General features: G+C 68.2%; 11 protein-coding genes. 7 read left to right on the forward strand and 4 right to left on the reverse strand.

Annotation, left to right across the window (positions count from 1 at the left end):
- The 4 genes from EVS83_RS14905 to EVS83_RS14920 form a co-directional block, all read left to right on the forward strand.
- On the forward strand, positions 1-379 hold a 379-nt coding region (locus EVS83_RS14905; RefSeq protein WP_281275122.1), incomplete at its 5' end, for a phosphopantothenoylcysteine decarboxylase domain-containing protein.
- Positions 376-837, forward strand: coding sequence for a dUTP diphosphatase (dut, locus tag EVS83_RS14910; protein WP_133500230.1), 462 nt, complete (start codon positions 376-378; stop codon positions 835-837). The genes EVS83_RS14905 and dut, both read left to right, overlap by 4 nt.
- A 19-nt stretch (positions 838-856) precedes the next feature.
- On the forward strand, positions 857-3,154 hold the full coding sequence (locus tag EVS83_RS14915; RefSeq protein WP_133501889.1) for a phosphomannomutase/phosphoglucomutase: 2,298 nt from the start codon (positions 857-859) through the stop codon (positions 3,152-3,154).
- Between the two features lie 3 nt (positions 3,155-3,157).
- Positions 3,158-3,511, forward strand: coding sequence for a DUF3147 family protein (locus EVS83_RS14920; RefSeq protein WP_133501891.1), 354 nt, complete (start codon positions 3,158-3,160; stop codon positions 3,509-3,511).
- A gap of 129 nt (positions 3,512-3,640) precedes the next feature.
- Here EVS83_RS14920 and EVS83_RS14925 read toward each other — a convergent pair whose 3' ends face one another.
- On the reverse strand, positions 3,641-4,297 hold the full coding sequence (locus tag EVS83_RS14925; protein WP_133501893.1) for a hypothetical protein: 657 nt from the start codon (positions 4,295-4,297) through the stop codon (positions 3,641-3,643).
- Between the two features lie 59 nt (positions 4,298-4,356).
- Entirely contained in the window at positions 4,357-5,007 is a 651-nt protein-coding gene (pyrE, locus tag EVS83_RS14930) for an orotate phosphoribosyltransferase (protein WP_133501903.1), read from the reverse strand.
- 82 nt (positions 5,008-5,089) lie between these two features.
- Here pyrE and EVS83_RS14935 point away from each other — a divergent pair, with 82 nt between their 5' ends.
- Positions 5,090-5,911 (forward strand): exodeoxyribonuclease III, encoded by an 822-nt coding sequence (locus tag EVS83_RS14935; RefSeq protein ID WP_133501895.1) that lies wholly within the window; start codon positions 5,090-5,092, stop codon positions 5,909-5,911.
- Positions 5,908-7,209 carry an AmpG family muropeptide MFS transporter gene (locus EVS83_RS14940; RefSeq protein WP_246022998.1) on the forward strand — a complete coding sequence of 434 codons (1,302 nt, stop codon included), beginning with the start codon at positions 5,908-5,910 and terminating at the stop codon, positions 7,207-7,209. Before EVS83_RS14935 ends, EVS83_RS14940 begins: the two co-directional genes overlap by 4 nt.
- Here EVS83_RS14940 and EVS83_RS14945 read toward each other — a convergent pair.
- Together EVS83_RS14945 and EVS83_RS14950 are read right to left on the reverse strand one after the other, a co-directional pair.
- Positions 7,197-8,342 (reverse strand): anhydro-N-acetylmuramic acid kinase, encoded by a 1,146-nt coding sequence (locus EVS83_RS14945; protein ID WP_133501897.1) that lies wholly within the window; start codon positions 8,340-8,342, stop codon positions 7,197-7,199. The two genes, EVS83_RS14940 and EVS83_RS14945, sit on opposite strands and share 13 nt — an antisense overlap.
- A gap of 1 nt (position 8,343) precedes the next feature.
- A complete protein-coding gene (locus tag EVS83_RS14950; RefSeq protein ID WP_133501899.1) occupies positions 8,344-9,774 on the reverse strand; it encodes a M23 family metallopeptidase in 1,431 nt (476 codons plus the stop codon).
- Positions 9,775-9,960: 186 nt separating this feature from the next.
- Between EVS83_RS14950 and tyrS the strand changes: the two genes are divergently transcribed.
- Positions 9,961-10,853: tyrosine--tRNA ligase (gene tyrS, locus EVS83_RS14955; protein WP_133501901.1), on the forward strand; the 893-nt coding region annotated here is incomplete at its 3' end.

Raw genomic sequence — 10,853 nt, forward strand, 5'->3', positions numbered from 1 at the left:
CGCCGTCGCCGATTACACGCCGGTGTCGATCTCGCCGAACAAGCTCAAGAAGCAGCCCGGGCAGGACACGCTGACGCTGCAGCTGGTGCGAACGCGCGACATCCTCGCGGAGGTCGCGTCGCATCCCAAGCGCCCGCGCCTCGTCGTCGGGTTCGCGGCGGAAACGCACGATGTCGAGACTTACGCACGCGGCAAGCTCGTCGCCAAGAAGCTCGACCTCATCGCCGCGAACCGCGTCGGCGTGGAAGGCAGTGGCTTCGAGAGCGACGAGAACACGCTGGTGGCCTACGACGCGAACGGCGCGACCACGCTCGGCCCCGGCGCGAAATCCGACATCGCGGGCGGCCTGCTCGACCTGATCGAGGCGCGCCTCGCATGACCGAACGCACCATCGAAGTCCGCCTGCTCGACGCACGCTACGGCGATGCGTGGCCGCTGCCCGAATACGCCACCGCCGCGAGCGCGGGCGTCGACCTGCGTGCCGCGCTCGATGCACCGCTGTCGATCGCGCCGCGCGAAACGCATCTGGTGCCGACCGGGCTGTCGATCCACATCGCCGACCCGACGCTGTGCGCCGTGATCCTGCCGCGATCGGGGCTCGGGCATAAACACGGCATCGTGCTCGGCAACGGCACGGGCCTGATCGATGCGGACTACCAGGGTCCGCTGATGGTGAGCGTCTGGAACCGCGGCGAGACGGCTTTTACGATCGAGCCGGGCGACCGCATCGCCCAGCTCGTCGTGCTGCCGATCGTGCGTGCACGGTTCCAGGTGGTCGACGAATTCGAAACGAGTGCGCGCGGCGCGGGTGGCTTCGGCCACACCGGTGTGCGCTGAACCCTACGGAGTGCTTGCGATGCCCAATGCCCAGGTCGACCGTCTGAAGCCGCTGATCCCGCTCGGTGCGGGCGTCGCGCTGCTCCTTGCGGGCTGGTTCGGCTTCAACGCCTGGGCGCAGTGGCGCGACGAGGCGCGTCGCTCCGACGTGGAGGCCGCGCGCGATTCGGTCGTGCAGGCCGCGCAGTCGATGATCGGCAGCGCGCAGAAGCACTTCGCCGACCAGCTCGCCAGCCCCGGCGTGCGCGACGCGCTGCAGAACGGGCAGATGGATCGCGCGGCCGAGCAGCTCACCGCCGGCTGGAAGGGCGCGACCGGCGGCGAAGTGCGCCCGGCCTCGCTCGACGGCGCGTACGACACGCTCGGCACGCCCGGCAACAAAGGCCCGAGTTATGGGCACGTCGCCGCGCTCGAGGCCGCGATGGCCTCAGGCAAGCCGATCGCCTGGGCGATCCGCGAAGCGAATGCGTCGTACATCGGGCTCGCTGCGCCGGTCGAGGTCGCGAAGGCCCCCGGCGTCGCATTCGTGCGCCTGCCGATCGGTGCGCTCACCGATGCGGTGAACAACGCCGACATCGGCGACGACACCTACGTCGCGCTGCGCCAGGGCAACGCGACGCTGGCCGAAAAGGGCAACGCCGAACTGTCGGGCAGCGCCGAATCGATGTCGGCCAAGGTGCCGAACAGCGAACTGCGCGTCGCCGCCGCCGTGCCGGACGTTGCGGGCGGCCCGCTCGGCCTCGGTTCGACCGGCTGCGCCGTCGCCGCGCTGCTCTGCCTGCTGCTCGCGGCGCTGATCGCCTCGCTGCCGAAGCTGATCGCGCGTCGCGGCACCGCGAACGTGGCAGAGGTCGACGATTCGCCGACGCTCGCGGACGTCACCCGTCCGGTCGCCCCGCCGCCGGTGCCGGAGAAGCCCGAAGCGGTGAAGAACACGCTTGCGCTCGATCGCGGCATTTTCCGCGCGTACGACATCCGCGGCATCGTCGGCCAGAGCCTCGACGCCGGTATCGCCGAACTCATCGGCCAGGCCATCGGTACCGTGATGCAGGAGCAGGGCCTGCGCGACATCGTGGTCGGTCGCGACGGTCGACTGTCGGGTCCTGCGCTGATCGAAGGCCTGGTCACCGGCCTGCGCCGCGCAGGCCGCAACGTGCTCGACATCGGCATGGTGCCGACGCCGGTCGTCTATTTCGGCGCCTACCACCTGCGCGCCGGCTCGTGCGTATCGGTCACCGGCTCGCACAACCCGCCGGACTACAACGGTTTCAAGATCGTCGTCGGCGGCGAAACGCTGTCGGGCGACGCGATCATGGATCTGTACTCGCGCATCGCCGACGACCGCCTGCACAGCGCGCCGACGCCCGGCAACCTCGAAGAGCGCGACATTTCCGAAGACTACGTCCAGCGCATCGCCGCCGACATCCAGATCGACCGCCCGCTCAAGGTGGTGGTCGACGCGGGTAACGGCGTCGCCGGCGAGATCGGCCCGCGCGTGCTCGAAGCGATCGGTGCGGAAGTGGTGCCGCTGCATTGCGACATCGACGGCACGTTCCCGAACCACCATCCGGATCCGAGCGAGCCGCACAACCTCGTCGACCTGATCCAGATGGTCGAACGCCTCGACGCCGACCTCGGTATCGCGTTCGACGGCGACGGCGACCGCCTCGGCGTGGTCACGCGCGACGGCCAGAACATCTTCCCCGACCGCCTGCTGATGCTGTTCGCGGCGGACGTGCTCGAGCGCAATCCGGGCGCGGTGATCCTGTTCGACGTGAAGTGCACGGGCCGCCTGCCGGGCCACATCTTGCGTCACGGCGGTTCGCCGCTGATGTGGAAGACGGGCCATTCGCTGATCAAGGCGAAGATGCGCGAAACCGACGCCGAACTCGCCGGCGAGATGAGCGGCCACTTCTTCTTCAAGGAGCGCTGGTACGGCTTCGACGACGGCATCTACTCCGCCGCGCGCCTGCTCGAAATCCTCGCCGCGCAGCCGCGCACGCCGACCGAAACGCTCAATGCGCTGCCCAACGGCGTGTCGACGCCGGAGATCAAGGTCGACGCGCCGAACGGCAATCCGCATGCGTTCGTCGACCGTTTCCGCGAGGAAGCGAAGTTCGAAGGCGCGCGCCTGTCGACGATCGATGGCCTGCGTGTCGACTACGCCGATGGCTGGGGCCTCGTGCGTGCATCGAACACCACGCCCATCCTCGTGATGCGTTTCGACGCGGACAGCCACGACGCGCTCGCGCGCATCCAGAATGCGTTCCGCGAGCAGCTGCTCGCGCATCAGCCGGATCTCGTGCTGCCGTTCTGACGGATGCGCTGGCTGATCATCAAGTACGTGGTCACCGCGGCGATCGTCGTCGCGGTGTCCGAAGCGGCGAAGCGGAGCGACCGCCTCGGCGGTTTCATCGCCGCGCTGCCGATGGTGACGGTGCTCGCGCTGGTGTGGCTGCACCTCGAGCGCCAGCCGCAGGCCAGGCTCGCGAACCACGCGTACTACACGTTCTGGTACGTGCTGCCGACGCTGCCGATGTTCCTCGCGTTCCCGTGGTTGCTCGCGCGTCTCGGCTTCTGGCCGACGCTTGCGGCCAGCGCGGCGCTGACGATCGCCTGCTTCGCGCTCACCGCATGGGCCGTGCGGCCGTTCGGGGTCGAGCTGCTGCCGTAGCGGTTCTCGCCACGGTTTGAACCCGCAAAAGCAGATCGCCGCGCGACGAGGCGTCGCACGGCGATACGGTCAGGATTCGATGCAGCGCACGTCGCGCTCGACGGTGGCGCCCGTCGCAGCGCGACGGTTTCAGCCTGCTGGGGTCGGCGCCGGCGTCGCGCCCGGCTGCGGCTTGAGTTCGCGATAGCGCGCCACGGCGTCGTCGAGCTGCGACTGCAGCGTCGCGGCCTGCGACTGCAGCGACGTCAGTGCCGCCTGCTGCGCAAGCAACTGGCCGTGCTGCCCACGGATGTCGTCCGCCAGCTTCTTCGGCACCGGCTTCTTGTTGAGTTCCATTTCGCCCGCACGCCGCAGCAGCAGCACCAGGCTCTGGCGCAGGCCGTCGATGCCCATGCGCGCGGTCTTCATCGCGTCGGCATTGAGCGAGACGCGCTCGCCGAAGGCCTTGCGCAGGTCGGCCTCGGTCTGGAAGGACTCGATCATCGCCATCAGGCGACGGTGCTCGGCCTCGGCGGCGGCAGCAGCGTCCGCCTCTGCCTTGGCCTGCGCCTCAGCGGCGGCCTTTTCCTCGGGCGTCAAAGCCCGGGCGATCTGCGACGTCGCCATGCCGCTCTTGGCGTTGATCTCGGTGCGCGCCGCGTCGACGGCGGTAGACGGCAGCGCATCGCCGCAGACCTTGCGGCCGCCTTCGTTCCAGCAATACAGCTTCTTCGCGGGCGCGGATTGCGCGTGCGCGGTCGACGCAAGGCCGAGCAGGACGAGGGCGAACAGCGGGGAACGGGTCATGGCGGGCCGTCAGGCGGTCGTGTCGACCGAATTCAAAGCAACTTTCGCGCCAGCGACCGTTACTCGCAACCGTAGGCTGCGCGATATGCCAACAGCCGCTCGCGGCGGCTCGCGTCGGCATCGCCCGCGGTGAAGTCGAGCAGGTCGGCCAGACGCGCGACGGCAATCACGGGCAGGCCCTGCTCGTCTGCGACCGTTTGTGCCGCGGAGCGTCGGGACACGGTCGGGTCGACCGCCTCCTGCCGATCGAGCGCGATGACGATGCCGGCGGGCACCCCGCCCGCGGCGCGGATCTGCCCCAGCGCCTCGCGGATCGCCGTGCCGGCGGTGATCACGTCGTCGACGATCAGCACACGGCGACCGTCCAGCGGTGCCCCGATCAGCGTGCCGCCTTCGCCGTGGGCCTTGGCTTCCTTGCGGTTGAACGCGACGGGCAGGTCGCGGCCCCGCTCCGCGAATTCGCAGGCGAGGGCGGTCGCGAGCGGAATGCCCTTGTACGCCGGCCCGAATAGGACGTCGAAGCCCACGTCCGCGGCCTCGATCGCGTCCGCATAGCAGCGCGCCAGCTCCGCCAACGCGGCGCCCGAGTCGAAGCGACCGGCGTTGAAGAAGTACGGGCTCACGCGCCCGGACTTCAGGGTGAATTCGCCGAAGCGCAGCGCGTCGACGCGCAGGGCGAGTTCGAGGAAACGGGAGCGGTGGTCGGACATGGCGGCTGCGGCGTGCGACGGAGGCCGCATCGTAAAGCAGCGAGCGGCTACGCTTGGCACCGGTTCCCGGTCCGGATCACGCATGCGCGTCATCAGCTTCAACGCCAACGGCTGGCGCTCGGCCGCCAAGAAGGGCTTCATCGACTGGATGCGCGAGAAGGACGCCGACATCGTCGCCGTGCAGGAAACCAAGGCGCAGGAACACCAGCTGCGCCTGCCCGAGCTGATTCCGCCCGGTTACCACGCGAACTTCCGCGACGCGACGACGAAGAAGGGCTACAGCGGCGTCGCCATCTACAGCAAGCGCGAGCCCGACGAGGTGCGTACGGGCCTCGGCCGTCTCGATTTCGACGACGAAGGCCGCTACATCGAAGCGCGCTTCGGCGATCTGTCCGTCGTCTCGGTCTACGTACCGTCCGGCACCAGCGGCGACGAACGCCAGGGCTTCAAGGAATCGGTGATGGACTGGTTCGCGCCGATCCTGCGCGACTGGCTCACGAACGGCCGCAAGTACATCGTCTGCGGCGACTGGAACATCGTCCGGTCGCGTCGCGACATCACCAACTGGACGTCGAACCAGAAGCAGACCGGCTGCCTGCCGCACGAGCGCGCCTGGCTGAATTCGCTGATCGCCGATCAACATGGCGACGGCTCGCCCTGCGCCGGCGACCTCGGCTGGCTCGACAGCTTCCGCGTCCACAAGCCCGATGAATCCGCCGAATACACGTGGTGGAGCAACCGCGGACAGGCCCGCGCGAACAACGTAGGCTGGCGCATCGATTACCAGCTGGTCACGCCGAACCTGCGCGACGCGATCCGCCACTGCGAAACGCATCGCGAACCTCGGTTCTCCGACCACGCGCCTTACATCGTCGACTACGACTACCCGGAGTACGCCGCTTGAGCACGCCGCAGAAGACGAAGGTTTCGGTCTGGAGCGCGTTCGCGCATCCCGCCGCATGGACGATGTTCTTCTTCGGTTTCTCCTCGGGCCTGCCCTTCCTCCTCGTCGCCGGCACGCTCGCGTTCTGGCTCAAGGACAAGGGCATCGAGCTCAAGGAGATCACGATGATCGCCAGCGCCGGCCTGCTCTACACGTTCAAGTTCGTGTGGGCGCCGCTGCTCGATCACTGGAAACTGCCGGGCTTCGCGCGCCTGGGCCGACGTCGCGGCTGGCTGCTGTTCGCGCAGCTCGGCGTCACTGCCGCGCTGCTCGCGATGGCCGCGCTGACGCCCGATCGCCTGCAGGCCTTCGTCATCGCCACGGTGCTCGTCGCCTTCTTCGGCGCGACGCAGGACATCGCCGTCGACGCCTACCGCATCGAGATCGCGCCGGTGGAAGCGCAGGGCGCGCTCGTCGCGACGTATTCGCTCGGCTACCGCATCGGCCTCGTCGTCGCCGGCGCGCTCGCCGCGATCATGTCCGACCACATCGCATGGACGATCGTCTACGTCGTGATGGCGACCGCCATGCTGATTCCGATCGTCGCCAACCTGATGTCGCGCGAACCCGACGTCACGCCGGTCAAGACGCACGGCTGGGCGCATGCGATGGAGGTCGCGGTCGTCGAACCCTTCGTCGACTTCTTCCGTCGCTACGGCATCGGGCTCGCGCTGACCATCCTCGCCTTCATCCTGCTGTTCAAGGTGCCGGAGCAGGCGACGATCGGCGGGATCATGAGCCCGTTCTATCGCGACATGGGCTTCTCCAAGACCGAGATCGGGTCGATCACCAAGATCTACGGCATCTGGATCGGCATCGTCGGCGTGTTCCTCGGCGGCGCGATGGTCGCGCGGCTCGGCGCGTGGAAGTCGCTGGGCGTGATGGTGCTGGTCTGCGGCATGTGCAACCTGCTGTACCTGTTGCTGCCGGGCCACAAGGGCGACCTCGGCATGCTCACGTTCGTGATCTCGTTCGAGAACCTCACGCTCGGCATGCTCGGTCCGCCGACCGTCGCGTTCCTGTCGTCGCTCGTGAACCGCGAACACACCGCCACGCAGTACGCGTTGCTCAGCTCGCTGGTGAACCTGCCGGGCAAGATCCTCGGCTTCTTCGCCGGCGGCATCGCCGAAGCGACGGGCTACGGCATGTACTTCATCATCACCGTGCTCGCGTTGGCGCCAGCGATGCTGCTGTATGCGGTACTGACGCCGAAGTTCCGCGCGCGCGACGCGCGGGCTGCCGCGGCTCAGGCCGGGTAGACCGTTCCCAGCACGCGCGGCCCGCGTGCACCGGTCACCGCGGGCACGTTGCCCGGCAGATGCGAAAGCGTCTGTCGGGCCAGCCACGCGAACGCCATCGCCTCGACGAAGTCCGCATCGAGGCCGTGCACATCCGTCGCCTCGACCGTGCAGTTCGGAAGACGCGCTGCGATGCGCGCGATCAACGCCGGGTTGCGTACGCCGCCGCCGCAGACCAGTACGCGCCGCGTGTCCGGCTGATGCGCGAGCAGCGCGTTCGCGACGGTCGCGGCGCTGAGTTCGAGCAACGTCGCCTGCACATCCGCGGCGGACTCGCTGCCGCCCAGGCGCGCATCGACCCAGTCGAGATGGAATTGCTCACGCCCACTGCTCTTCGGCGGCGGCAGCGTGAACCACGGTTCGTCGAGCAGGCGCGCGAGCAGCGCGTCGTCGACGCGCCCGCTCGCCGCGAACGCGCCGTCGCGATCGAACGCTTCGCCACGATGGCGCAGGCACCACGCATCGAGCAGCGCGTTCGCCGGCCCTGTGTCGAAGCCGCGCACGTCGCCAACGCGCGGCAACAACGTGAAGTTGGCGATGCCACCGAGATTCAGCACGGCGCGATCTTCAATGCTCGAATGCAGCATCGCCGCATGGAATGCCGGCACCAGCGGCGCGCCCTGACCACCGGCGGCGACGTCGCGACGACGGAAGTCCGCGACCGTCGCAATGCCGCAGCGTTCCGCAATGACGTTGCCGTCGCCGATCTGCCACGTAAACGGATGCGCGCCGTCGTACGCGGCACCGGCCGGGCGGTGCCGGATCGTCTGCCCGTGCGAACCGATCGCGACGATGTCGCGTGCGTCGACGCCCGCAATCGCGAGCAGCTCCCGCACCGCACGCGCGAATGCCTCGCCGACCTGCACGTCGAGCGTGCCGATTTCGTCGAGGCCGCGCGCGTCGCCGCCCTGGCCGAGCGCGACGAGACGTGCACGCAGCGCCTCATCCCACGGCACCACGACGCCATGCTCGAGCCTGCAACCCGTATCCGAAACGCCGGCCCCAAAACGAACGAGCGCCGCGTCAATGCCGTCGGCGCTCGTTCCGGAGATGAGGCCGACGTAAAGCCCGTCGGCCGGCATCGATGTCGTCATGTCACGAACGACGGCGCGTCTTTGCGTCCGTCTTCGCCGGCGCCTTCGCGACCTGCGGCTCGTCGTCGCCCGCGTAGATGATGTTCTCGACTTCGCGGATGCGCGCGAGCGCCGTGCGGGTCTGCGCGCGGAACGCGACGAACGTCGCGCCGCTCAGCGGTTCCGGTGGCGGCATCGTGATCGACAGCGGATTGCGCTGCGCGCCATTGACCTTGAATTCGTAATGCAGGTGCGGGCCGGTCGCGAGGCCCGAGGCGCCGACGTAGCCGATCACCGTGCCCTGCGAAATGCGCTGGCCGACGCGCTCCTTGCCGAACGCCGACATGTGGCCGTACAGCGTCGAATACCCGCGGCCGTGGTCGAGCTCGACGACGCGGCCGTAGCCGCCCTTCCAGCCGACGAACGCCACGCGCGCATCGCCCGCCGCCATGATCGGCGTGCCGGTGCCCGCGGCGTAATCGACGCCCTTGTGCATGCGCATGCGGCCCAGCACCGGATGGAAACGGTTGCCGAAGCCCGAGGTCAGGCGCGCATACGGAATCGGCATGCGGATGAAGCTGCGCTTGAGCGAGCGGCCGTCGGCCGTGAAGTACTCCGGCTTGCCGTTGCGGTCGAAGCGGAACGCCGAATGCAGCGTCGGGCCAGTGGTGAACGTCGCCGCCAGCACCGGGCCGGTCGCGACGAGCTCGCCGTCGCGCCACGTCTGCTCGACGACCACGCTGAAGCGGTCGTCGGCGCCGACATCGTCATTGAAGTCGATGTCGTACTTGAACATGTCGTCGGTCAGCGTGTTGACGTGCGCGCTGGTCAGGCCGACCTTGCGCGCCGACGCGTAAAGCGACTTGCCGACCTTGCCGCTGAGCACGACGGTGCGGACTTCCGTCGGGCTCACGATGACGTTCTGCTTGACCTCGCCGTCGGCGAAGGTCAGCTCGACGCGATGCGCGTCGTCTTGGTCGAAGCGGAACGCGCGCAGTTCGCCGCCCACGGGCAGGTCGAACGCGAGCTGGGTGCCGGGCTTCATCGAACGCAGGAGCTGGTTCTTGACCGCCGACTGCGCGAGCAGCTGCTGCTGCGTCGACTGCGGAATGCCGAGGTCCTTCATGATCGACGCGAGCGTCTGCCCGCGCTTGACCTGCACCATCTGCCAGCTGTCGCCCTGGGCCTGCGCGAGGCGCAGCGGCGGCAGCGCGAGCGCCATCGAATGACGCGGCGCCGGCGCATGGCCGCGGGTCACAACCGGGCGGTCGAAGCCGGGTACGATCGCCGCCGCCAGCATCGCGGCGGTCGCGAACAGGCTGGCATGCGCCCATTGGCGACGCGACCAGCGTCCGTTGAACCCATTGCCTTCGTGCGCAGTCACCGGACGGTGCAGCGTTTCCTCACGAAGGGCATCCAGGCGCGCGCGGCGCGCCGAGGCGGTGTCTGTCATGCTGCGTGTTCCCCGTGGGCCGTGTAGACCCAGTCACGACCGTAAAATAGACACGCGAGGTCGGTGCGTCAAACCATTGATGTAAATGGTTTTTTTCGTCAAGGCCCGTTTTACGTCCACTTAACTTTTCACCCGTCCTTCACTGGACGGGAGTCGCAAGTCGCGACCCCTCGTGAGACCCGATCCATGTCGATTCAGGACGCCCTCGACCTCATCGCCCGCGGCGCGGACGAGATCCTCAAGCCCGAAGAGCTCGCCAAGCGGCTGGAAGATGGCCGCCCGCTGCGCATCAAGGCAGGTTTCGACCCAACCGCGCCGGACCTGCATCTCGGCCACACGGTCCTGCTCAACAAGATGCGGCAGTTCCAGGACCTCGGCCATCAGGTGATCTTCCTGATCGGCGACTTCACCGGAATGATCGGCGACCCGACCGGCAAGAACGTCACCCGCAAGCCGCTGACCCGCGAGGACGTCGAGGCGAACGCGAAGACCTATGCCGAGCAGGTCTTCAAGGTGCTCGACCGCGACCGCACCGAGGTGCGCTTCAACTCCGAGTGGTTCGGCGCGATGTCCGCCGCCGACATGATCAAGCTCGCCGCGCAGCACACCGTCGCGCGCATGCTCGAGCGCGACGACTTCTCCAAGCGGTTCGCCGCGCACCAGTCGATCGCCATCCACGAGTTCCTGTATCCGCTCGTGCAGGGCTACGACTCCGTCGCGCTGAAGGCCGACGTCGAGCTCGGCGGCACCGACCAGAAGTTCAACCTGCTGATGGGCCGCGGCCTGCAGGAGCACTACGGCCAGAAGCCGCAGATCGTGTTGACCATGCCGTTGCTGGAAGGCCTCGACGGCGTCAACAAGATGAGCAAGTCGCTCGGCAATTACATCGGCATCAACGAGCCGGCGATCGACATCGTCACCAAGGCGATGAAGATCGACGACACGCTCATGTGGCGCTGGATCGACCTGTTGAGCTTCGAGGTCTCGATCGCCGAAGCGCAGCGTCTGAAGGGCGATATCGATTCAGGCGCGCTCAATCCGCGCGACCTCAAAATGCGCCTCGCTCGCGAACTGGCGGC

The organism is Cognatilysobacter terrigena, from assembly GCF_004361065.1.
Classification (GTDB): domain Bacteria; phylum Pseudomonadota; class Gammaproteobacteria; order Xanthomonadales; family Xanthomonadaceae; genus Cognatilysobacter; species Cognatilysobacter terrigena.

Excerpts from the sequence above, each read along its gene's own strand:
- EVS83_RS14925 (WP_133501893.1), bottom strand. The coding sequence starts at position 4,297 with ATGACCCGTTCCCCGCTGTTCGCCCTCGTCCTGCTCGGCCTTGCGTCG.
- EVS83_RS14920 (WP_133501891.1), top strand. The coding sequence starts at position 3,158 with ATGCGCTGGCTGATCATCAAGTACGTGGTCACCGCGGCGATCGTCGTC.
- EVS83_RS14950 (WP_133501899.1), bottom strand. The coding sequence starts at position 9,774 with ATGACAGACACCGCCTCGGCGCGCCGCGCGCGCCTGGATGCCCTTCGT.
- EVS83_RS14935 (WP_133501895.1), top strand. The coding sequence starts at position 5,090 with ATGCGCGTCATCAGCTTCAACGCCAACGGCTGGCGCTCGGCCGCCAAG.
- dut (WP_133500230.1), top strand. The coding sequence starts at position 376 with ATGACCGAACGCACCATCGAAGTCCGCCTGCTCGACGCACGCTACGGC.
- pyrE (WP_133501903.1), bottom strand. The coding sequence starts at position 5,007 with ATGTCCGACCACCGCTCCCGTTTCCTCGAACTCGCCCTGCGCGTCGAC.
- EVS83_RS14915 (WP_133501889.1), top strand. The coding sequence starts at position 857 with ATGCCCAATGCCCAGGTCGACCGTCTGAAGCCGCTGATCCCGCTCGGT.
- EVS83_RS14945 (WP_133501897.1), bottom strand. The coding sequence starts at position 8,342 with ATGACGACATCGATGCCGGCCGACGGGCTTTACGTCGGCCTCATCTCC.